The sequence below is a fragment of the Actinomadura craniellae genome, from assembly GCF_003289645.1.
GTDB classification, from domain to species: domain Bacteria; phylum Actinomycetota; class Actinomycetes; order Streptosporangiales; family Streptosporangiaceae; genus Actinomadura_D; species Actinomadura_D craniellae.
The window spans coordinates 634,987-657,068 of the sequence record NZ_QLYX01000001.1; the positions used below are offsets into that span (position 1 = coordinate 634,987).

The window sequence follows — 22,082 nt, forward strand, 5'->3', positions numbered from 1 at the left end:
GAGGAGGAGCGACCGATGCATGATCATGACATCCCGCTGGACGACATCGCCGAAGCCGACCTGGTGACCCGCCGCGGCACCTTCCGCACCGTCGCCTTCCGGGACCCCGTCGACGGGCATGAGCATCTCGCCCTCGTCCGCGGCGAGATCGGGAAGCGGGACGGCGTCCTCGTCCGGGTGCACTCCGAGTGCGCGACGGGCGACATCTTCGCCGCGCTGCGCTGCGAGTGCGGCGACCAGCTCGACGCCGCGCTCGACGAGATCGTCCGCGAGGGCAGCGGCGTCCTGGTGTACCTGCGCGGGCACGAGGGCCGCGGCATCGGCCTGGTCGCCAAGGTGCGCACGCACGTGCTGCAGGACGAGGAGGGGCTGGACACCGTCGACTCGGCGACCGTCCTCGGGCTGCCGGTGGACGTCCGGGACTTCGGCCCGGCGGCCCGGGTGCTGAAGTACCTGCGGGTCGGCTCGATCAGGCTGATGTCCAACAACAACGACAAGGTGCGCGCGCTCGAGGCGCACGGGATCGCGGTGCAGGCCCGGGTGCCGCTCCTCGTGCAGGCCAACGACCACAGCATCCGGTACCTGACCGCCAAGCGCGACCGGCTCGGGCACGAGCTGCCGCATCTCGACGCGCACTCCCGCAGCGGGTTCGGCGCCGCCGGTGAGTGACACGACCGGGTACGGCCGGCTGCTGCCCGTCGCGCGGGAGGCCGTGGCGCGGGCGCGCCGGATCATCCTGTCCCGGGTGCCGGACTCGGTCGCGGCCAAGGGCGACCGCGACATGGTGACCGACATCGACCTCGCCGTCGAGGAGGCGGTGCGCGACTTCCTGGCCCGGGAGACCCCGGAGATCGGTTTCCTCGGCGAGGAGCACGGGCGCACCGGTCCCGCCGGCGGCGCGCCGTGGTGGGTCCTCGATCCGGTCGACGGTACGGCGAACCTGGCCCGCGGCATCCCGCTGAACGCGGTGTCCCTCGCCCTGGTGTCGGGCGACCGCGGCGTGCTGGCCGCCATCGACCTGCCGTTCCTCCGGACCGGCTACACCGCGGTGGCCGGGCGGGGGGCGTACGCGGGTGAGGAGCGCATCCGCGCGTCCGGGGTCGGGACGCTCCCGGAGGCGGTGATCTCGATCGGCGACTTCGCCGTCGGCGCCGGCGCGGACGCCAAGAACCGGGTCCGGATCGCGCTGCTGACCCGGCTGGGCGCCCGCGCCCAGCGGATCCGGATGATCGGGACCGCCGCGATCGACCTGGCGTGGGTCGCGGAGGGCCGGCTCGACGCGTCGATCAGCCTGGCGAACCTGCCCTGGGACACCATGGCCGGGGCGCTCCTGGTGCGCGAGGCCGGCGGCCTGGTGCTCGATCAGGACGGCACCGAGCACGTCGTCGGCTCGTCCGCCACCGTCGCCGTGTGCGCCGGGCTGCGGGAGGCCGTTCTGGAGGTCCTGCGGGAGGCGCACCGGGACGCTTGACGGCCCGGGCCGAACCGTCGCCGGCGATCGGCCGTATACACAGGTGACGCCGATCCCGGCCGGCGTCGCATCAGGTCCGCAACTGAGGGGTCCCCGCATTGTCGTTCCTCACCCGCTCTCCCCGACCACCGGCCGTGGACGCCCCGGCCACCGACGACGCGGGCGGTGCGGACGGCGCCGGCGGGCGCCCGAAGCGTCCCGTCGGGGCATGGGCGGTCACGGCCCTGGCCTGCCTGCCCGTGCTGTTCGCGCTCGTCGCCCCGAGCGAGCTCAGCCGCTACGGGCCGGGGGCGTTCGTGCGCGTCCCGCTGGAGGGGCTGCTCTGCGTCGCCCTCGTCCTCGTCCTGCCGGCGCGCAGGAGACGGGTGGCGGCGCTGCTCGTCGGGGCGCTCTTCGGCCTGCTGGCCGTGGTGAAGGTCGTCGACCTGGGTTTCCAGGCGACCCTCGACCGGGCGTTCCGCCCGGCGTCGGACCGGCCCTTCATCAGCGCCGGCGTGGGGTTCCTCAGCGAGTCGTTCGGCCGGCCCGCCGCGATCACCGTGGTGGTCGCGGTCGTGCTCCTCATCGTCGCCGTGATCGGCCTCACCATGCTGTCGGTCCTGCGGCTGACCCGGCTCGCGGCCCGGCACACCGTGGTGGCCGCCCGCTCCGTCGCGGTGCTCGGAGCCGTCTGGGCGGCCTGCGCCGTGTTCGGCGCGCAACTCGTCCCGGGCACCCCGGTCGCCGCCGTCGCCCTCGACCGCGCCCTCCAGGTGCGCGACGACCTGCAGGGGCATCGGCTGTTCACCGAGCAGGTCACCCACGACGCCTTCCGCACCACCCCGGGCCCGGAACTGCTGACCGCGCTGCGCGGCAAGGACGTCCTGTTCTCGTTCGTTGAGAGCTACGGGCGCGACGCGATCGAGGATCCGCGGTTCGCGCCGCAGGTGGGCGCGGTGCTCGACGCGGCGGACCGCCGGCTGCGCGCCGCCGGGTACGCCTCCCGCAGCGCCTTCCTCACCTCGCCGACGGCGGGTGGCGGGAGCTGGCTCGCCCATGCCACGCTGCTTTCGGGCGTGTGGGTCGACGACCAGCAGCGCCACCACGACCTGCTGGGCACCGACCGGTTCACCCTCACCCGCGCCTTCGGGCGGGCCGGCTGGCGGACGGTCGCCGTCATGCCGGGCAACACCAAGGCATGGCCGGAGGGGGCGTTCTACGGCCACGACCGGGTCTACAACCAGCCGGACCTGAAGTACCACGGCCCGCCCTTCAACTGGGGCACCCCGCCCGACCAGTACTCCCTGTCGTTCTTCCAGCGGACCGAGCGCGCGGCGCCGGACCACGCCCCGGTGATGGGGGAGATCGCCCTGGTCTCCAGCCACTCGCCGTGGACACCGACCCCCCGGCTCATCCCCTGGGACCGGGCCGGCGACGGGGCGGCCTTCGCCGCCGCCGCCGCGTCCGCCGGCCGGTGGGGGGACGCGCTGCGCGACCCCGGCCGGATGCGTACCGCCTACCGGGGCTCCATCGAGTACTCCCTGAGCGCCCTCCTCTCCTACGTGGAGACCTACGGCGACGACGACCTCGTGCTCGTCTTCCTCGGCGACCACCAGCCCGCCCCGCTCGTCACCGGCCAGGACGCCAGCCGGGACGTCCCGATCACGATCGTCGCCCGCGACCGGGCCGTGCTCGACCGGATCTCCGGCTGGGGCTGGCACGAGGGCCTGAAACCCGGCCGGCGCGCCCCGGTCTGGCGGATGGACGCCTTCCGCGACCGCTTCCTGGCCGCCTTCGGCTCGCGGCCCGCCCCGCAGCGGTGAAGGGGTAGATACCTATAGGGGGTAAGGGTTGTTAGCGTGCTCACGGCATGGCAGTATCGACTCCGTAAGATACCCCCTCAGGGTATTTATGGAGTGAAGGGCCGACTGAAGTGAACACCTTGACCCGACCCTGGATCTACGGTGCGGGGCTGGCCGTCGTCTTCGGTGGATCGCTGGCGATCGGCCAGTGGGCCGGACCGTTGGGCGCCACCGGCGGCGACGAACCCGCCGGACACGCCGCGCACGGCGGGGACGGCGGTACCGCTCCGGCGGGGCCGGTCGTTCCCGGCGGGCTACAGATCTCGCAGGACGGGTACACGCTCGTCCCCGAGACCACCACGGTGCGGGCGGACCGGCGGACCGACTTCCGGTTCAGCGTGACCGGCCCCGACGGCAGGCCGGTCACCCGGTACACCACCATCCACGGCAAGAAGCTGCACTTCATCGTGGCCCGCCGGGACCTGTCGGGATTCCAGCACCTGCACCCGACCGAAGCCGGGAACGGGACGTGGACCGTGCCGCTGACCCTGCCGGAGCCGGGGACCTACCGGGTGTTCACCGACCTGCAGCCCGCGGGCGTCAAGGAACAGCTCACCCTGGGCATGGACGTGTCGGCGCCGGGCGACCTCGAGCCGGAGCCGCTGCCGAAAGCGGAGCGGGCCGCGCGGGTGGGTGACTACGAGGTGAAGCTCGACGGCGCCCTCGTCCCGGGCCGCACGAGCAAGTTGACCCTCACCGTCAGCAGGAACGGCGCACCCGTCACGGACCTGGAGCCCTACCTGGAGGCCTACGGCCACCTGGTGGCGCTGCGCTCGGGCGACCTGGCCTACCTGCACGTCCACCCCGACGGCGAGCCCGGCGACGGCAGGACCCGCCCGGGACCGCAGATCACCTTCTACGCCGAAGTGCCCAGCACCGGCGCCTACCGCCTCTACCTGGACTTCCAGCATCGGGGCAAGGTCCGCACCGCCGAGTTCACCGCCGTCGCCGGCCCGGCCAAGGTGCCCGCCGAACCCGCCGGCGGCCACGAGGACGACGGTCACGGCCACTGATCCGCGAGCACTTCTCCGCGATCCCGGCGCGGCCTAGAATCGGCCCGGTGGCGCGCCCCCGCGACCGGCATTGGAGAAGACCATGCCCCAGTCGATGGCCGACCTCGAAGCGCGCGTCGCCGCGCTCTCCCTGGAGCAGAAGGTCCGGCTGCTGAGCGGCGCCGACCCCTGGTCACTGCACGCCGAACCCGCCTGCGGGCTGCGCAGGATGGTCCTCTCCGACGGCCCGGCGGGGGTGCGCGGCGAGGTCCTGGACGAGCGCGTCCCCTCGGCGAACGTGCCGTCGCCCACCGCGCTCGCCGCGACCTGGGACGAGGAACGGGTGGCGGCGGTCGGCCGGCTGCTGGCCGCCGAGGCCCGGCGCAAGGGCGTGGACGTCCTGCTCGCCCCGACCGTCAACCTGCACCGGTCCCCCTACGGCGGGCGGCACTTCGAGTGCTTCAGCGAGGACCCGCTGTTGACCGCCCGGATCGGCGTGGCGTTCGTGCGCGGCGTGCAGGACGGGGGAGTCGGCGCGACGGTAAAGCATTTCGTCGCCAACGACTCCGAGACCGAGCGGTTCACCCTGGACGTCGAGGTGGACGAGCGCACGCTGCGCGAGCTGTACCTGGCCCCGTTCGAGGCGATCGTCCGGGAGGGCGGCGCGTGGGCGGTGATGGCCGCCTACAACGGCGTCAACGGCGCCACGATGACCGAGAGCCCCCTGCTCCGGCGCGTCCTGCAGGAGGAGTGGGGCTTCGACGGGGTCGTCATGTCCGACTGGTACGCCGCCCGCTCCACCGAGGCCACCGCGAACGCCGCGCTCGACCTGGTCATGCCGGGCCGCGGGCCGTGGGGCGCGGCGCTGGTCGAGGCCGTGCGCGCGGGCCGGGTCGCCGAGCACGTCGTGGACGACAAGGTGCGCCGTGTCCTGCGGCTGGCGGCCCGGGTGGGCGCCCTGGACGGTGCCCCCGCCCTGGACGGCGCTCCTGTCCAGGATGGCGTTCCCGCCCAGGAAGGCGTTCCCGCCCGGGACGGGGAGTACCCGCCCGAGCGGGTGTCCGCGGAACTGCGCGCCACTGCTGCGGCCGGGTTCGTGCTGGTCCGCAACGAGGGCGCGGCGCTCCCGCTGGAGGCCGCCGCCGTGCGCCGGGTCGCCGTCGTGGGCCCGAACGCCCGGGTCGGCCGGACGCTCGGCGGCGGCAGCGCCATCGTGTCCCCGCCCTACGCGGTGTCCCCGCTGGACGGCCTGGCCGCCGCGCTCGACGGGGCCGCCGAGGTCGTCCACACCCAGGGCGTCATCGCGCACACCCGCGCCCCGATCGCGCGGTCCCCCTGGCTGGTCCGGCCCGACGGGTCCGGCCCCGGCGCGCTGATCCGCTACCTGGCCGCCGACGGCACGGTGCTCGCGGCCGAGCACCGTACCGCCGGCGTCTACCACTGGGCGCTGGGTGCGCCCCCTCCCGGTGTCCGCCGGCGCGACGTGGCGACGGTCGAGGTGAGCGCGCTGATCCGGGCCACCGTGCCGGGTGACTACGAGATCGGCTTCTCCGGGCTGGGCCGGTACCGCTGCACCATGGCCGGGCGCGAGGTCTGCGACACAGTGCTGGCGCCGCCGCCCGACGCCGACGTGGTCGCGCACCTGCAGGCGCCGCCGCAGTGGACCATGCCTGTGCGGCTGGCGGCGGGGGAGAGCGTCCCGATCACGCTGGAGGCGATCGGGCTGCTCCCGGCGGTCCTCCAACTGAACCTGGAGCCGCCGCACGGCACCGACGACGAGGAGATCGCCCAGGCGGTGGAGCTGGCCCGCGGCGCCGACGCCGCCGTGGTGGTCGTGGGCACCACCGAGGAGGTCGAGAGCGAGGGCCACGACCGCGCGACGCTGGCACTGCCCGGCCGCCAGGACGACCTGGTGCGCGCGGTCGCCGCGGCCAACCCCCGCACGGTCGTCGTGGTCAACTCCGGCGCCCCGGTGCTGATGCCGTGGAGCGAGGAGGTCGCCGCGGTCCTGCTGGTCTGGTTCCCCGGCCAGGAGTTCGGCGACGCGCTCGCCGACGTGCTGCTCGGCCGGTCCGAGCCCGGCGGGCGGCTGCCGACGACCTGGCCGGCGGCCGAGGGCGACCGCTCCATGGTCGAGCCCGCCGCCGGGGTGCTCGCCTACCGCGAGGGGTTGCGGGTCGGGTACCGCGGCGAGGTCGCGGCCCGTTACCCCTTCGGTCACGGCCTCGGCTACACGACCTGGCGGTACGTCTCGGCCGCCGCCGGGGCGGATGGGCGGGTGACGGTGCGGGTCCGCAACACCGGCACGCGGCCGGGCCGGGAGGTCGTCCAGGTGTACGCGAGCCGCCCGGACGGGGCCGTCGAGCGCCCCCGCCGCTGGCTGGCCGGGTTCGCCGGTGTGGCCGCCGCCCCCGGCGAGGAGGCGGCCGTGACCGTGATCCTGCGCCGGCGTGCCTTCGAGCACTGGGACGGCGCGGCAGGCCGGTGGGTCGTCGAGCCGGGCGCGTTCCGGCTGGAGATCGGCCCGTCGTCGGCGTCGCTCCCGCTGACGGCCGAGATCGTCCCCGGCGAGATCGTCTCCTAGGCCGCCCGAACCGCGCCTGCGCGCGGGTCCGCATCACCTCGTGCGGTACTGCCGTGGAGAGAAATACTTCGATGCATTGACAACTATCTACCGTGTGGTGTTCCGTGAGCGGACGTCCACCACCCCGCAGGACCCACGGACGCATCGTTCGACCATCGCTGCCCGACCGATGCCGCTACCAGGGAGGACCCATGGCCATCGCCACCACCGACCAGGCATTCCGCGAGGTCATGACAGTCGATCCGCCCGAGCCGACCACCCCGTTCGACCTCGCCCGGCGCGACTTCGTGTACGGCCACGTCTGGCGGCGGCCCGGGTTGGAGCGGCGGGAACGGCGGCTCGTCACCCTGGCCTGCGTGGCCGCGGCGGACTCGCCGCACCCCATCGAGGAGCACGCCTACGCGGCCCTCAACAGCGGCGACCTGACGCTGGCGGAGATGCTCGAACTCGTCCTCCACTTCGCCGTGTACTGCGGCTGGCCCAAGGCGTCCCATCTGGAAGGCGTGATCCGCGCACAGTGGACCCGCATCCGGCAGGAGCGCGGCGAAGAGATCGCCCCGTGGCCGGTACTCGACAACGGCACGCTCGGTCTCGCCGACTGGGACGCGCGACTGGCCCGGGGCGCCCAGGAGTTCGCCGAGGTCAACCTCATCGGGGCGCCCGCGGCCGACACGCCCTACTCCCACGCGGGCATCATCAACTACGTCTTCGGCCACGTGTGGCAGCGACCCGGCCTGAGCAGGCGTGACCGGCGGTTCATCACGGTCGCCTGCGTGGGCGTGAGCGACGCGCCAATGCCGATCATGGCCCATGTCGGGTCCGCCCTGCACTCGGGCGACATCTCCAAGGCGGAGATGGACGAGCTCATCCTGCACTTCTCGGCGTACTCGGGATTCGCCAAGGGCGACGCGCTGCGCCGCACCGCCGACGAGGCGTGGAACCGCTCGGAAAGCTGACCCCGCTACCCCCGGCCGGCCAGCGAGAACCAACGAAGGATGGGCAGACCATGACGGCCACCCCAGTACTGGACGCCGCGGCTTCACTGCTGATCGGTGACGACCGGATCGTCGACGCCTCCGGCGGCACCTACGACCACATCTTCCCCGGGACCGGCCAGGTCAACGTGACGATCCCGATGGCCGGCGCGCAGGAGGTCGACGCGGCGGTGCGCAGCGCGGCCGCCGCCCAGCGCGAGTGGCAGGCCATGCCGGTCGACCGCCGTCGCGACCTGATGTTCGCCCTGGCCAGGGCCGTGGAAGGCGACCTGGAGACGCTGGGCGCGCTCAGCGTCCACGACTACGGGGTCCCCATCGCGATGAGCCCGGGCATGGGCCAGATGCTCGCCCGCTTCCTCGACTACTACGCGGGCTGGGTCGACAAGGCCACCGGCCAGACCGCGCCGGTCGGCGGGTCCCACGACGTGAACATGATCGAGCGGGAGCCGTACGGGGTCATCGGGCTGATCGTCCCCTGGAACGGCCCGCTCGTGGGCATCGCGATGGCGGCCGCGCCCGCCCTCGCCGCGGGCAACGCCGTGGTCATCAAGCCGCCGGAGCTCGCCCCGCTGGCCACCGTCCGCTTCGGCGAGCTCTGCCGGCGCGTCGGCCTGCCGCCCGGCCTGGTGAACGTCATCCCGGGCGGCCCGGCGGCCGGTGACGCGCTCGTCCGGCATCCGGGGGTGGGGAAGCTCCACTTCACCGGCAGCGGAGCGACCGCCCGCAAGATCGCCGTCGCGGCCGCCGAAGGGCTCAAACCGCTGTCCTTCGAGCTCGGCGGGAAGTCGGCCAACGTGGTGTTCGCCGACGCGGACCTGGACCGCGCGGTGAGCATCGCGGCCTTCATGGGGCCGCTCACCCAGTCCGGCCAGAGCTGCGCCTGCGGCAGCCGCATCCTGGTGGAGCGCAGCGTCTATCCCGAATTCCAGGAGCGGCTGGTCGAGGCCGTCCGGCAGGCCCCCATCGGCGACCCGTTCGACCCGGCCACCCTGATGGGGCCGGTGGTCAGCCAGGCCGCGGTGGACCGCATCATGGGCGCGATCGGCGACGCCGTGCGGCACGGCACCGGCAAGCTGATCACGGGCGGCGACCGCCTCGGCGGCGAGCTCGCCGCCGGCTACTACATCGAGCCCACGATCTTCGCGGACGTGCCGAACGACAGCCCCCTCGCCCGGATCGAGACCTTCGGGCCGGTGGTGTCGGTGATGCCCTTCGACACCGAGGACGAGGCGGTGGCGATCGCCAACGACACGGACCTCGGCCTGGTCGCGTACGCCCACACGTCCAGCTTCGAGCGCGCCCACCGGGTGGCCCGCCGGCTGGAGGCCGGGTCCGTCTGGATCAACACGATCAGCGACATCCAGCCGAGCGGGCCCTACGGCGGCTACAAGCAGAGCGGCTACGGACGGCTCGGCGGGATCGAGGGGCTGCACGAGTTCAGCCAGGTCAAGAACACCCGCATCACCATGGGTGCGTAGTTGAGGAGGAAGTCATGACCAAGGGACTCGAAGGCAGGGTCGCGTTCATCACCGGGGTGGCGCGCGGGCAGGGCCGCGCACACGCGGTGCGGCTGGCCCGGGAGGGCGCCGACATCATCGGCGTCGACATCTGCGCGCCCATCGAGACGATGACCTACCCGAACGCCTCGGAAGCCGACCTCGCCGAGACGATCAGCCTCGTCGAGAAGGAGGGCCGCCGGATGGTCGGCCGCAAGGCCGACGTCCGCGACTACGCCGGCCTGTCGGCGGCCTTCCAGGAAGGTCTCGCCGAGTTCGGCCGGGTGGACATCATCATCTGCAACGCCGGGATCATCCGGATGGGCGAGGAGTCCGACGACTTCCTGGCCGACTGGAACGACGTGATCGACACCAACCTCACGGGCGTGTTCCACACCGTGCGCGCCGCCGTCCCGGCGCTGCGGGCGGGCGGCCGCGGCGGCTCGATCGTCATCACCAGCTCGACGGCCGGGCTCAAGGGCAGCGCCTCCCTGAACTCCAGCGGCTGCGCCTACACCGCGGCCAAGCGCGGCATCGTCGGCCTGATGCAGAACCTGGCCCTCGAACTCGCACCGGAGTCGATCCGGGTGAACACCATCCACCCGACCGGCGTGGTCAGCGGGATGACGCAGAACGAGGCCATGGCCCAGCTCATGGAGCAGGCCGCGGCGGGCGGGGAGAACGGGATCTCCGGCATGCTGAACGCCCTGCCGATCGAAATGCTCCAGGCCGAGGACATCGCCAACGCGGTGGCGTTCCTGGTCTCCGACGAGGCGAAGTTCATCACCGGCGTCCAGTGGCCACTGGACGCCGGCTTCGCCGTCCGCTGACCGACCCGTGACCTGCCTGCCGGCACCCGCCCGGAGCGGGTGCCGGCAGGCACACCAAACCGCGAAAGCCCGGAACGGGGAGAACTCCCGGCATGGGCGCCGGCCGGCGCTTAGCCTGGACGGCATGGCGAACCTGGGCGAGCGGCTCCGGGCGGTGCGCAAGCGGCGGGGCCTGACGCAGCGGGAACTCGCCATGCTTTCGGGCATCTCCCTGTCGCTGGTGCGGAAGTTGGAGCAGGGAGAGCGGGAGGACACACGGCTGGAGACCCTGCGCAGGCTCGCGACGGCGCTGCGGGTACCGACCAGTGATCTGATCGTGCGGGGTGACTCGGTGGACGAGACGGCCCCAGCCGGTCTGTGGTCGCCGGTGCGGGCGGCGCTGAAGGGGCTCCCCGCCGATGGTGCGGATGAGGCTCCGACCATCGCGGGTGTTGCCGGTGTTCTTTCTTCCGCCATGCCGCTGTTCTCCGGAGACCAGTACGCGGAACTGTCGCGCGTGCTGCCTGGCCTGCTGCGTGACGCGGATGCGCTGGGCGCGGAGGGGCGTCCAGTCCGTTCCCGGGTGTTGCATCACACCGGCTGGTTGCTGACGCAGACTCGGCAGTTCGATTCGGCGGAGCTGGCGTTGCGGCGGGCCCTGGACGAGGCGCCGGACCGGTTGGATGGGGCGGCGGTGGTGAACACCTGGTGCTGGCTGCGGATGCGCCAGGGTGATCTGCGGGGCACGATCGAGCTGGCGTCGCGGTGGGCCGATGACGTCGAGCCCCGGATGTCGCGGGCGACGATGGCGGAGCTGTCGGCGTGGGGCTGGTTGCTGGTGCGGCTGAGCACGGCGGCGGTGCGCGACAACCAGCCCGGTGAGGCCGAGGACGCCATCCGCCTGGCGCGCACGGCCGCGGTTGCCATGGGCGGCGAGTACTCGCCCGCCGGGGACTTCCTGCGGGCCTTCGGGCCGCTGACGGTCGCGATGAAACGAGCCGAGAACGCGATGGTGGAGGACCGTCCGGACCGTGTGATCGACATGGCCGAGAAGATCCCGGCCCGGGACCTGCGTCCGACGTCCAACAACCGCAACCGCCACCTGCTGGACGTTGCCGCAGCGCGGGTCCAACTGCGCCAGTACCCGCACGCCTTCGAGTTGTTGCAGAACATCCGGCACGACGCCCCGGAATGGATCGTCAACCAGCGCTACGCCCGGGACATCCTCGGCCAGATCATCGGCAGGCGGCGTACCCTCACCCCCGACATGCGCGATTTGGCGGACTTCATCCACTTGGCCTTGTAACTCCTGGTGGCACTTCCCGTCGCGTCGAGCTGAGAGTGCCATTGTTGGCCTGAACAGGCACTTTTAGCGTTACTGGGCATGGACGCAGCGACAGCGATCAACGCACTCAGCACCGTGCTGGAAAGCCGTAGTCTCACTACGCGCCTGTCTCGGAGCGGGACCCTCACCGTACGGAACCCGGCCGGAGAACCGGACGGATCCGACCCGTATGGACAGATGATGAGCCCCGGCCTGCGCCAGGACATCGCCTGCCTGCGCCGCGACGACGCGGGCGGCGCCCTGTGGTGGCACTGGGTCTGGTCCGGCCCGACCCGTGACGCCCCGGGCGAACTGGAGCCGCTGTGCCCGGCGGACGAGATCGAGACCGCGGCGGAGCGGATCACGCGGGTTCTGGCACTGCTGGTCCAGGAGACGGATGCGTGAGTGCCGAGGCGCCGGAAGCGGAGCTTCGAAGGACCGTCATATGCACTTTGCAAAGGCAGTTCCCGGGGGTGATGGCCTGGTACGGGGAAGCGACCAGAGCGTGGTGGGCTCTGGTGCCGCTGCGCAGCGGCAACCGGTTGGTGGAGGCGATCAATCCTCGCGAGCTACGCGAAGCGATCATGCACGCGGAAACGTGGCCATGGCCCGTTGCAAAGATTCAACGGGAATGCACACCCACCAGAGATCGCAGACGATGAGGAAGAGGCCCAGGGACCGTTCATGCCCCCGACTCCCACAGTGATTCCCAACGGAAAACGCCTCAAGGAACTGCGCGAGGGGACCGGCTTGAGCGCCGCCGAACTCGCCGCCAGGCTCCGCCGCCACGTCACCACGATCCGGAACGCTGAACGCGGCAGACCCGTCTCTTTGATCATCATTGGACAACTGTCGCGGGCTCTATCCGTACCGCCTGCCGAACTCATCGCCGGCAACTCCGCGACCGGACGACGCTGTGACGCACCCGCTGGTTGGCCCCCGGCGGGATACGACGAGCCTCCGAGCGTTGGGTCGTGACTCCGCAGCGTGCCGTGGCGGCCAGTGAGTGTCCTGTGCGGAGCCGATGCGGCAGCCGCGCTACCCCGCCGGTTGCGGGTGCGGAGCCGGACCTACCTCCGGGGTTGCGGCCGCCGTCCGACGCGGGGAGGAGGGGGCAGCCTGGGTCGGCGCCTAGGCTGGTCGCATGGCTGGTGGGACGGGGCCCGGCCCCCGGCTGCCGCGCGGCCGGGCGGGAGACGTGGCCCTGGCGGTCGGTGTCTTCGTGCCGGTGGCCGTCGGCAGCGTGCATTCGCTGATCGGCGCGCGGGCGGAGCCCTGGGCGGTGACCGCCCTCAGCTGGGTGCTGATCGCGGTCGTCTGCGGGGCGCTGTACTTCAGCCGCCGCCGCCCGGTGGCGGTCGGGGCCTTCGTGCTCGCGGTGTCGATGCTCTACTACCTCGTCAGCTTCTACGACGGGCCGCTGATCATCGCGTTCATCGCGGCGCTGTACGAGACCGCGGCGCGGGGGCGGACGCGGGCGGCTGTCGCGCTCGCCGCGCTGGCGGTGATCGGGGTCGGCGTCGGCACGCTGGCCGGCAACCCCGACTTCAACCAGGTCGCGCTGTTCATGCTGGCCGGCTGGCTGGTGGCGATCGTCGCCCTCGGCGGGGCGCGGCACAGCCGCCTGGCGTACGCGCGCGAGGTGGAGCGGCGCGCGATCGGGGAGGAGCGGCTGCGCATCGCCCGCGAGGTGCACGACGTGGTCGGCCACCACATGTCGCTGATCAACGTCCAGGCCGGGACGGCGCTGCACCGCATCGAGCGCGACCCGGCGCAGGCCGCGACGGCGCTCGCCGCGATCAAGGAGTCCAGCCGGGAGGCGCTGCGCGAGCTGCGCGCGACCCTCGGCGTGCTGCGGGAGGCGGGCGAGCGGGCCCCCACCGAGCCCGCGCCCGGGCTGGCGCGGATCGGCGAGCTGGTCCGGGCGGCGCGCTCGGCGGGCCTCACGGTGCGCACGGAGGTCACCGGTGAGGCGGGGCCGCCGCCCACCGAGGTGGACCTGGCCGGCTACCGCATCGTGCAGGAATCCCTGACCAACGTGGCCCGGCACGCCCGCGCCACCACGGCCACCGTCCGCGTCGAGCACCGGTCGCGCGAGGTCGTCATCGAGGTCACCGACGACGGGGACGGCCCGGCGGCCGGTGCCGGCGCGCCCGGCAGCGGCATCCGCGGCATGAGCGAGCGCGCCCGCGCGCTGGGCGGCGAACTGGCCGCGGCGCCCCGCCCGGGCGGCGGCTTCGCCGTCCGGGCCCGGCTGCCCTACCGGAACGGAGCGTCCCCCACACCATGATCAACGTGCTGCTGGCCGACGACCAGCGCCTGGTCCGCGCCGGATTCCGCTCGATCCTCGACGACGAGGACGACATCACGGTGGTCGGCCAGGCGGCCGACGGGCGGGAGGCGTTCGCCGCCTGCCGCGAGCTGCGTCCCGACGTGGTGCTGATGGACATCCGGATGCCCGGCGCGGACGGGCTGGAGGCCACCCGGAAGATCACCGCCGACCCCCGGCTCACCGACGTCAGGGTCGTCATCCTGACCACCTTCGACCTGGACGACTACGTCTACGGGGCGCTGCGCTCCGGTGCCACCGGCTTCCTGCTCAAGGACACCGAACCGGCGGAACTGATCCACGCCGTACGGGTCGCGGCCCGCGGCGACGCGCTGATCACCCCCTCGGTCACCCGCCGGCTGATCGCCGAGTTCGCCGGCCGGGTCCAAGCCCCCGGAGCCGACCCGCGGCTGAACGCCCTGACCGCCCGGGAACGCGAGGTCATGCAGCTGGTGGCCGCCGGGCTCAGCAACGACGAGATCGCCGCCCGGCTGGTCCTCAGTCCCGCCACCGCCAAGACCCACGTCAGCCACATCATGACCAAGCTGGACGTGCGCGACCGCTCCCAACTGGTGGTCCTGGCCTACGAGTCCGGCATGGTCAGCCCCGGCTGGATGGCCCCCTGACGCCTGTCCCGTGGCCAGCGGCCGGAGCACAGGCCGCGGCCGACCACTGAGACCGGCACGACCGGACGCACGGCGGCCGGGCACGGGACGTGGCTGACCGCTGGGACCCGGTACCACCGGACGCGCGGCGGCCGGGGCACAGGGCACGGCCGGCCGCTGGAACCCGGCACCACCGAACGCGCGGCGGCCGGAATCGCACTGGCGGCCCGTGCTGCCGGACCGGCGGGATGACACCCCGGCGGCTCGTCCGCAACCGGTGGGGTAGGTGCCGGGCCCGGCCGCAACCGGCGGTGTAGGGCGGGTGACAGCCGCAGGCCGATGTTGCGGCGGGTCCCGGAACCCGAGGCTGGCGGCATGAGCGGATCACCGTCATCCGGCAAGGCTGCCGCGGCCCTGCTCGGCTTCCTGGTCGGGGGAGCCGCGGGCTTCCTGCTGACCGAGGCCGTGGCCGTCTTCTTCGCCTTCGCGCTCGACCGCGTGCTCGACGTGGAGCACAACGGCGCGCTGCTGGCCGTCTTCGCCGGAGTGCCGGTGCTGTGCGCCGTGCTCGGCGCCGCGATCGGGGCCTACCGCGCCGGTCGCCGTCCCCCAACGTAGAACAGAGGTCGGTCATCCATGTCTTCGACGCGCGACACCCCCGCACCACCGCGCCCGTCCCCGCCCCGCGCGGGCGTGTTCGGGCGCCTGGCGGGGTGGTCCCAACGCCACCGCTGGGCCGCCCTGGCCCTGTGGGTTGTGGTGGTGGCGACGATCACGGTCGGCTCCCAGGCGGCCGGCAGCGACTACCACAACGACTTCTCGCTGCCCGGCACCGACTCCCAGGCCGCCGCCGACCTGATGCAGCGGCACGGGTCCCTGCAGGCGGGCGGCACCGTGCAGATCGTCTTCCAGGACGGGCGGGGGCTGCCCGGCGCCCGCGACCGCATCGAGCCGATGCTCGCCACGGTGCGCGGGCTGCCGAGCGTCGCCGACGTGCGCAGCCCGTTCGCCGACGCCGCGGCCGTCTCCGCGGACCGCACCATCGGCTACGCCACCGTCACCCTCACCGGGACGCCCGAGGACGTCCCGAAGCCGGACGTCGTCAAGATCATGGATACCGCGCAGGCGGCCGCCGGGGACGGCCTGCGGGTCGAGCTCGGCGGCGACGCCGTGCGCGGCGCCGAGGAGGCGGAGGGCGGCGGGGCCGAGGGCGCGGGCATGCTCGCGGCGCTGGTCGTCCTCGTCCTGCTGTTCGGCTCCCTGGTGGCGGCGGCGCTGCCGCTGGTCACCGCGCTGTTCGCGGTGGGCGGAGCGCTCGGGCTGATTGCCATGGCCTCGCACGTCTTCACCGTCGCCGACTTCACCCCGCCGATCATGATGCTGGTCGGGCTGGGCGTCGGCGTGGACTACGCCCTGCTGATCTTCTACCGGCACCGGCACGAGCTCATCCGGGGCGCCGACCCGCGGACCGCGACCCGCATCGCCCTGGACGCGGCCGGCCGCACGGTCTTCTTCGCCGGCTGCACCGTGATCATCGCGCTGCTCGGCCTGGTCGCCCTCGGCCTGGGGTCGCTGCAGGGCGTCGCGCTCGCGGTGGCGCTGACCGTGCTGGTCACCATGGCGGCCTCGCTCACCCTGCTGCCCGCGCTGCTGGCGCTCCTCGGCGGCCGCATCCAGCGGCAGGTGCTCAAGCGCGCCGCCAAGGCGCAGGCCAAGGGCAGGACGGAGGGCGGCCGGTGGCGGTCGCTGGCCGCGGGCGTGCAACGCCGTCCGCTGGCCGCGCTGCTGGTCGCCGTCGTGGCGCTGCTGGCCCTGTCGGCCCCGGCGCTGGGCATGCGCCTGGGGTTCGCCGACGCCGGTAACGACGCCCCGACCTCGACCGGCCGGCAGGCCTACGACCTGCTGGCGCAGGGGTTCGGCCCCGGATTCAGCGGCCCGCTGGTCGTGGTGAGCCAGGGCGACCAGGCCGCCGCCCGGGAGCTGCGATCCGTCCTGGGCCGAACCGACGGGATCGCCGCCACCACCCCGCCGCTGCCCACCAGGGACGGCGCGGTGTCCACCGTCATCGCCTTCCCCGAGACCTCGCCGCAGGACGAGGGCACCACCGAACTGGTGCACTCCCTGCGCGAGGACGTGCTCCCGGAGCTGGGCCGGCGGACCGGCGCGACGTACCTGGTCGGCGGGCCCACCGCCGCCACGCAGGACTTCGCCGACTCGGTCTCGGCGCGGATGCCGCTGTTCGTCGCCATCGTGGTGGGGCTGTCCGCGCTGCTGCTGATGGTGGTCTTCCGCTCGGTGCTGATCCCGATCAAGGCCGCGCTGCTCAACCTGCTGTCCATCGCCGCCGCGCTGGGCGCGATCACCCTGGTGTTCCAGAACGGCTGGTTCGGCGCGCAGCCCGGCCCGATCGAGGCGTTCATCCCCGTGATGATCTTTGCGATCGTCTTCGGGCTCTCCATGGACTACGAGGTCTTCCTGATCTCCCGGATCCACGAGGAGTGGGAGAACAGCCGGGACCCCTCGCACGCCGTCCGCGAGGGGCTGGCCGCGACCGGCAAGGTCATCACGGCGGCCGCCGCCATCATGATCGTGGTGTTCGCCGCCTTCGTGCTGAGCCCCAGCCGCATGCTCCAGCAGTTCGGCCTGGGACTGGCGGTGGCCGTCCTGCTGGACGCGGTGGTGATCCGCTGCCTGATCGTGCCGGCCGCCATGCAACTGCTCGGCGCCCGCGCCTGGTGGCTGCCGGCGCCCCTGACCCGGCGGCTGCCGCGGGTGGCCCTGGAACGGCCGGGCCAGGACTGACCCGCAAGGGCCGCCCAGCGGGGGGAGCGGGCTCGTCCACGATGGGTGACCGCTTCTCCCGCCGCGGGGTTCGCCCGGGCGGGGAGCGCGATCGCCACCCGCTCCAGCAGGGCCGGGGCGAAGCGATACCCGCCTGATCCATGGGGCCGCCGGGGCCCCGCCCTCCGGGGCGGGGCCCGCTCCGGCTCACTGCGCGTCGGGCTCGATCTCCGGCAGCTCGAAGGTCCCTGCCCGCTCCAGAACCTCCAGGTAGTGCCGGTTGTACATGACGCCCAGGACGTTCCCGAAGGGGTCGATCACCGAGGCGGTGACGAACCCCGGCCCGCGTTCGGTGATCGCCTCGTACTCCTTCGCGCCCAGGTCCAGCAGCCTCGCGTGGGCTGCCGGCAGGTCGTCCACGTGCCAGTACACGACGGCGCCGCCCGGCCCGCCCGCCGCGGCCGGGGGCGCCCAGCGGCGGTCGGCGATGCCCAGCTCGTGCTGGAAGTCGCCGGTGCGGAACTCGGCGTACGCGACCCGGCCGTCCGGTCCCCGGCGCTCGAAGTACGCGTCGGCGCCCAGCAGCTCGGCGTACCACCGCCGGGCCGCCGCGACGTCGTCCGCCCAGAAGGTGACGGTGGTGAGACCTCGCAACATCGTTGCTCCTTTTCCGGCCGGCGGACGTCCCGCCGGCGTTCTCCATCTGCCAGGCACGTTACGGAGCCTTGTGGAACCTCCGGTTCCGCAAGGTCTGCCAGACTCGGAGAATGCTGGAGACCTCGGTGCGGCTGCTGCGCCTGCTGGCGCTGTTCCAGGCGCGGCCAGTCTGGTCCGGCGCGGAACTGGCCGACCGCCTCGCCGTGACCACCCGGACGGTCCGCAACGACATCGAACGGTTGCGCATCCTGGGCTACCAGGTGGATTCGACGACCGGCACGGCCGGGGGTTACCGGCTGGGCGCCGGCGCCGCCCTGCCGCCGCTGCTCCTCGACGACGAGGAGGCGGTCGCGGTGGCCGTCGGTCTGCGCGCCGCCGCCGGCGGCACCGTCACCGGGATCGAGGAGGTCTCGCTGCGCGCGCTGACCAAGCTCCAGCAGATGCTGCCGTCCCGACTGCGCCACCGCATCGGCGCGCTGGAGACGGCCATGCTCCCGGTGGCCGGCCGGGGCCCCACCGTGGACGCCGGGACCCTGACCGCGATCGCCGCCGCCATCCGCGACCGCGAGCGCCTGCGGTTCGACTACACCGGCCACGACGGGACGGCCGGCGCCCGCGTCGCCGAACCGCACCGGCTGGTCTTCACCGGGCGCCGCTGGTACCTGCTGGCCTGGGACGACGACCGCGCCGACTGGCGGACCTTCCGCGCCGACCGGATCCGCCCGCGCACCCCGAATGGGCCGCGCTTCACCCCCCGGGAACCTCCCGGCGGCGACGCCGTCGCGCACGTCCTGCGCGGCACGGGCTCGACGGCCTGGAGGTACCGGGCGCGGGTGCGGCTGCACGCGCCCGCCGGGCAGGTCGCCGACCGGCTCGCCCCGGCGGCGGGACTGCTGCACGACGACGGCGAGCACGGCTGCGTCCTGGAGACCGGCGGCGACTCCCTCCCCAACCTGGTGGCCTTCCTGAGCAGCCTCGACGTCGCGTTCACCGTCATCGAGCCGCCCGAACTGCGCGACCTCCTGAACACCCTCGCCGACCGCTACAGGGCCGCGGCGGGCGGCGCGCCCGCCGGCGGGGAGCGCGCGCCCGGCTGTCAGTCGCGGCTGAAGAGCAGCCCGTAGGGCAGGCCGTGCTCCACCGAGGCCGGCACGAAGTCGGGCGCGGTGCGCTCGGCCGCGGCCCGTAGTCGGGCCAGCGCGTCGGCGGCCGGCGGGGGCGTGAGGCCGAGGGCGGACAGGAGGCGGTCGCGGCTTTCGTCGAAGTCGGGCTGGTCGTCGAGCATGTCGGCCTCGAGTTCCTCGACGGGGAAGCCCAAGCCCAGGTCCTGCCAGTAGGGGAAGGCGGCGATCAGAGTGATCGCCTCGGTGAGGTCCTCGCCGATCAGGGACGCCTGACCTTCGGAGTCGGCGTACAGCACCGGCCGCCGGGTGCCCGGCTCGCCGCACAGGAAGTAGGTGCCTCCCGCGGCGCAGCCGGCGATCGGGTGCAGCGGCATCCCGGTGGGCAGGCGGAGCTCCTCCACGGGGTCGCGGCGGGTGACGTCGAAGTCGCCGGGCCAGTTCAGCAGGTCGGCCAGGGCCGGCTCGGTCTCGATCCGGCGGAGCAGGTCATCGGGGGCGGTCATGAACGGGAACGTAGCAGCCTGCCCGGACAGCGCCGGAGGGAGCGCCGTCGCGGGGTCCCGTCCGGTGACCATGCCGATGCGCCGCTTTCGATCTGTCTTATTTTTACGGCTTTTTCCGGCAGGTAAGAATGTGATCGAGGGTAATTGTCGCGAAATTTGCATGTGAGGGGCCTCCCACCACGTTCTGGAAACCCTTCGGTGTTCGACAATGTCGGCACGTATTCCCTGACCGGGAAGGTACAACGCCCGGCTTCTCCGTCGTGGCCGCGAGCGGGTCCGCCGGCCCCGCACGCCCGCGGCACCCACCGAAGGAGGAAACGTGGCAGAGCGATGGACGACCTCGAGGACGACCGCGGAACTCGCCGCCGAGTTCGCCGGCACGATGATCCTGATCCTGTTCGGGGTGGGGGTCGTGGCGCAGGTGGTGGCCGGCGGGCTCGGGGACCACGACAGCATCGCCTGGGCATGGGGCCTGGGCGTCACCCTGGGGGTCTACACGGCCGCCCGGATCAGCGGCGCGCACCTCAACCCGGCCGTGACGGTGGCGCTGGCCGCCTTCAAGGGCTTCCCCTGGCGCAAGGTCCTGCCCTACGCGCTGGCGCAGACCGCCGGGGCGTTCGCGGCGGCGCTGATCGTGCGGTGGAACTACACCGAGGTGCTGGCCAAGGCCGACCCCGGCCACACCATCAAAACCCAGGGAGTCTTCTCGACCCTGCCGGGCAACGGCGTCCTGCCCGTCTCCACCTGGGGCGCGCTGCGCGACCAGATCATCGGCACCGCGATCCTGCTCTTCCTCATCCTGGTCCTGACCGACCTGCGCGGCACCCCGCCGCTGGCCAACCTCGCCCCGTTCGTCATCGGGCTGGTCGTGGTGGCGATCGGGATGGCCTGGGGCACCGACGCCGGCTACGCGATCAACCCCGCCCGCGACTTCGGCCCCCGGCTGGCCTCGTTCCTCACCGGCTACGGCGGCGCGTGGCGGGACCAGTACGGCGCCCTGTACTTCTGGGTCCCGATCATCGGCCCGCTGCTCGGCGGCCTGCTCGGCGCGGCCCTCTACCAAACGCTCGTCGGCCGCTTCCTGCCGCAGGAGGAACCCCCGCCTCCCGGCCGCGAGCCCTCCTGACTCCGGGCGTCCCCGGCGGTCGGGCGGTCGCCGGGGACGCGCGATGACGGGCGGCCTGTGTCAGTTCTGGTAGAGGGCGCGGATGAAGGCGGCCCATTCGGAGGGGGAGAATTCCAGGATGGGGCTGGTGTCTCCGGCCTTGGAGTCACGGACACCGATGGTGCCCCGGTTGCTGCGGGCGAGTTCGACACAGGAGCCGTTCGGTTCGCTGCGACTTGATTTGCGCCAGAGGGTGTATTGCGTGGTCATGGCTTGTCCTGTTTCCACGTGACGATCCGGTTGGCGGGGACGCGCGGCGATGGGTGGCCTGTGTCAGTCCTGGCGGAGGGCGTGGACGAAGGCGGCCCAGTCGGAGCAGGAGAATTCCAGGATCGGGCCGGTGTCTCCGGCCTTGGAGTCGCGGACGCCGATGGTTCCCCTGCTGCTGAGAGCTAGTTCGACGCAGTGGTCGTTGGGGTCGCTGTGATGTGATTTGCGCCAGGAGGAGTATTGCGCGGTCATGTAGGTCCTGTTCGGCTAGTAGTTCGCTCGGAGACCTCGGCCATCAAGGCCAGGCTGTCTTCGGAAGACAGTGCGGCCCGCCTGAGAGATTCGTACCTACGTGTATACCGCTGAACTTCATCCGGTTCCGTGTGAACGTTGTCTGTAGAGATGGTGCTTACGGCAGCCATCGGTGGGTCGTCTGGGTCAGGGAAGGTGTAGAGGGTGAACGTCGACCTCGGTAGCACCGTGTCAAGGCGCGCATCAACAGGCAGGACGCGTACGGTGAGCCCCGGGTGCTCAGGCACTGTCTTGACCATGTGATGGAGTTGGGCCGCCATGATCTCAGGCGGAACGTTAAGACGTCGTATGACGACTTCGTCCAGAACGATTTCATAGACAGGGCCGTCCGGGTGAAGGATGGCGCGCTGCCGTTGCAAACGAGCCGCTGTCATCTTCTCGGGCTTGAAATCGAGATTGCCCTCAGAGGCTCTGGTCAGATCGATCAGTGCCGCGATGAACTCAGGCAGTTGCAGTACGCCCGGGATGGCCGTTTGGTTGTACTCGCAGATGGTGGCCGCGCCGGACTCGATGTCGGCGTACATGCGTTGGCGGGCTCCCATGGCATCGCCGAAGGAGTCCCACCAGCCGCGCTCGGCAGCGTCGCAGGCGATACGGACGGTTCGGTTCCATTGCTCGCCGGTGATCTCAAGGGCGTCCATGATCTTGATGACCTCGGAGACGTCCGGCCGAACCTGCCCGGTCTCCAGCCTGCTGATCTTCATGCGCGAGTAGTGGATGAGCTTGGCGAGCTGGTCGGCGGTCAGGCCGCGCTCCTCGCGGATGGCCCGCAGTTCGATTCCCAGCCGCCTGCGGCGGACGAAAGGACTGGTCATTCTCGACCTCCGGTTCGGGGGGAGCACCACCGCCGCGCCTGCTTTGGCGTGGCTACGGTGCGTATGCGC

22 protein-coding genes are annotated in these 22,082 nt (G+C 72.6%); 17 read left to right on the top strand and 5 right to left on the bottom strand.

Annotated features, from left to right (window positions below; genetic code table 11):
* The first annotated feature begins 15 nt into the window (after positions 1–15).
* From DPM19_RS02825 to DPM19_RS02895, 15 genes are all read left to right on the top strand, one after another.
* Positions 16–669 carry a GTP cyclohydrolase II gene (locus tag DPM19_RS02825; protein ID WP_111863162.1) on the top strand — a complete coding sequence of 218 codons (654 nt, stop codon included), beginning with the start codon at positions 16–18 and terminating at the stop codon, positions 667–669.
* Complete coding sequence (locus tag DPM19_RS02830; protein WP_111863163.1) at positions 662–1,471, top strand: inositol monophosphatase family protein; 810 nt, start codon at positions 662–664, stop codon at positions 1,469–1,471. Before DPM19_RS02825 ends, DPM19_RS02830 begins: the two co-directional genes overlap by 8 nt.
* Before the next feature lie 98 nt (positions 1,472–1,569).
* A complete protein-coding gene (locus tag DPM19_RS02835; protein ID WP_199484795.1) occupies positions 1,570–3,273 on the top strand; it encodes a sulfatase-like hydrolase/transferase in 1,704 nt (567 codons plus the stop codon).
* 110 nt (positions 3,274–3,383) lie between these two features.
* Complete coding sequence (locus DPM19_RS02840) at positions 3,384–4,325, top strand: hypothetical protein (protein WP_111863165.1); 942 nt, start codon at positions 3,384–3,386, stop codon at positions 4,323–4,325.
* A gap of 82 nt (positions 4,326–4,407) precedes the next feature.
* Positions 4,408–6,888 (top strand): beta-glucosidase, encoded by a 2,481-nt coding sequence (locus DPM19_RS02845; protein WP_111863166.1) that lies wholly within the window; start codon positions 4,408–4,410, stop codon positions 6,886–6,888.
* Positions 6,889–7,079: 191 nt separating this feature from the next.
* Positions 7,080–7,844, top strand: a complete 765-nt coding sequence (locus tag DPM19_RS02850) for a carboxymuconolactone decarboxylase family protein (protein WP_111863167.1) — start codon at positions 7,080–7,082, stop codon at positions 7,842–7,844.
* Between the two features lie 50 nt (positions 7,845–7,894).
* A complete protein-coding gene (locus DPM19_RS02855; protein ID WP_111863168.1) occupies positions 7,895–9,361 on the top strand; it encodes an aldehyde dehydrogenase family protein in 1,467 nt (488 codons plus the stop codon).
* Between the two features lie 14 nt (positions 9,362–9,375).
* Positions 9,376–10,209, top strand: a complete 834-nt coding sequence (locus tag DPM19_RS02860; RefSeq protein ID WP_111863169.1) for a mycofactocin-coupled SDR family oxidoreductase — start codon at positions 9,376–9,378, stop codon at positions 10,207–10,209.
* A 124-nt stretch (positions 10,210–10,333) separates the two neighbouring features.
* Positions 10,334–11,494 (top strand): helix-turn-helix domain-containing protein, encoded by a 1,161-nt coding sequence (locus DPM19_RS02865; RefSeq protein WP_111863170.1) that lies wholly within the window; start codon positions 10,334–10,336, stop codon positions 11,492–11,494.
* 219 nt (positions 11,495–11,713) lie between these two features.
* Positions 11,714–11,917, top strand: coding sequence for a hypothetical protein (locus DPM19_RS02870; RefSeq protein WP_146778722.1), 204 nt, complete (start codon positions 11,714–11,716; stop codon positions 11,915–11,917).
* A gap of 279 nt (positions 11,918–12,196) precedes the next feature.
* Positions 12,197–12,490 (top strand): helix-turn-helix domain-containing protein, encoded by a 294-nt coding sequence (locus DPM19_RS37015; protein ID WP_111863172.1) that lies wholly within the window; start codon positions 12,197–12,199, stop codon positions 12,488–12,490.
* Between the two features lie 166 nt (positions 12,491–12,656).
* On the top strand, positions 12,657–13,802 hold the full coding sequence (locus tag DPM19_RS02880) for a sensor histidine kinase (RefSeq protein WP_111863173.1): 1,146 nt from the start codon (positions 12,657–12,659) through the stop codon (positions 13,800–13,802).
* The gene (locus DPM19_RS02885; RefSeq protein ID WP_111863174.1) at positions 13,799–14,467 is read left to right on the top strand and encodes a response regulator transcription factor; all 669 of its coding nucleotides are present in this window, start codon (positions 13,799–13,801) and stop codon (positions 14,465–14,467) included. Before DPM19_RS02880 ends, DPM19_RS02885 begins: the two co-directional genes overlap by 4 nt.
* Before the next feature lie 354 nt (positions 14,468–14,821).
* The gene (locus tag DPM19_RS02890; protein WP_111863175.1) at positions 14,822–15,064 is read left to right on the top strand and encodes an ABC transporter permease family protein; all 243 of its coding nucleotides are present in this window, start codon (positions 14,822–14,824) and stop codon (positions 15,062–15,064) included.
* Positions 15,065–15,082: 18 nt separating this feature from the next.
* Positions 15,083–17,248 (top strand): MMPL family transporter, encoded by a 2,166-nt coding sequence (locus DPM19_RS02895; RefSeq protein ID WP_111863176.1) that lies wholly within the window; start codon positions 15,083–15,085, stop codon positions 17,246–17,248.
* A gap of 186 nt (positions 17,249–17,434) precedes the next feature.
* Here the strand turns inward: DPM19_RS02895 and DPM19_RS02900 are convergent, their stop codons facing one another.
* Positions 17,435–17,884, bottom strand: coding sequence for a VOC family protein (locus tag DPM19_RS02900; protein ID WP_111863177.1), 450 nt, complete (start codon positions 17,882–17,884; stop codon positions 17,435–17,437).
* Between the two features lie 110 nt (positions 17,885–17,994).
* On the opposite strand from DPM19_RS02900, the gene DPM19_RS02905 reads away from it, so the two are divergent.
* Entirely contained in the window at positions 17,995–19,008 is a 1,014-nt protein-coding gene (locus DPM19_RS02905) for a helix-turn-helix transcriptional regulator (protein WP_111863178.1), read from the top strand.
* Here DPM19_RS02905 and DPM19_RS02910 read toward each other — a convergent pair.
* Entirely contained in the window at positions 18,981–19,511 is a 531-nt protein-coding gene (locus DPM19_RS02910) for a hypothetical protein (RefSeq protein WP_146778723.1), read from the bottom strand. The genes DPM19_RS02905 and DPM19_RS02910 overlap by 28 nt on opposite strands.
* Positions 19,512–19,830: 319 nt before the next feature.
* On the opposite strand from DPM19_RS02910, the gene DPM19_RS02915 reads away from it, so the two are divergent.
* Entirely contained in the window at positions 19,831–20,637 is an 807-nt protein-coding gene (locus DPM19_RS02915; protein ID WP_111863180.1) for an MIP/aquaporin family protein, read from the top strand.
* A gap of 60 nt (positions 20,638–20,697) precedes the next feature.
* Here DPM19_RS02915 and DPM19_RS02920 read toward each other — a convergent pair whose 3' ends face one another.
* The 3 genes from DPM19_RS02920 to DPM19_RS02930 all read right to left on the bottom strand — a co-directional run bounded on the left by DPM19_RS02920 (position 20,698) and on the right by DPM19_RS02930 (position 22,013).
* Complete coding sequence (locus tag DPM19_RS02920; RefSeq protein WP_111863181.1) at positions 20,698–20,886, bottom strand: DUF397 domain-containing protein; 189 nt, start codon at positions 20,884–20,886, stop codon at positions 20,698–20,700.
* Between the two features lie 63 nt (positions 20,887–20,949).
* Complete coding sequence (locus DPM19_RS02925) at positions 20,950–21,138, bottom strand: DUF397 domain-containing protein (protein ID WP_111863182.1); 189 nt, start codon at positions 21,136–21,138, stop codon at positions 20,950–20,952.
* Positions 21,135–22,013 (bottom strand): helix-turn-helix domain-containing protein, encoded by an 879-nt coding sequence (locus tag DPM19_RS02930; RefSeq protein WP_111863183.1) that lies wholly within the window; start codon positions 22,011–22,013, stop codon positions 21,135–21,137. Before DPM19_RS02930 ends, DPM19_RS02925 begins: the two co-directional genes overlap by 4 nt.
* Between the last annotated feature and the right edge of the window lie 69 nt (positions 22,014–22,082).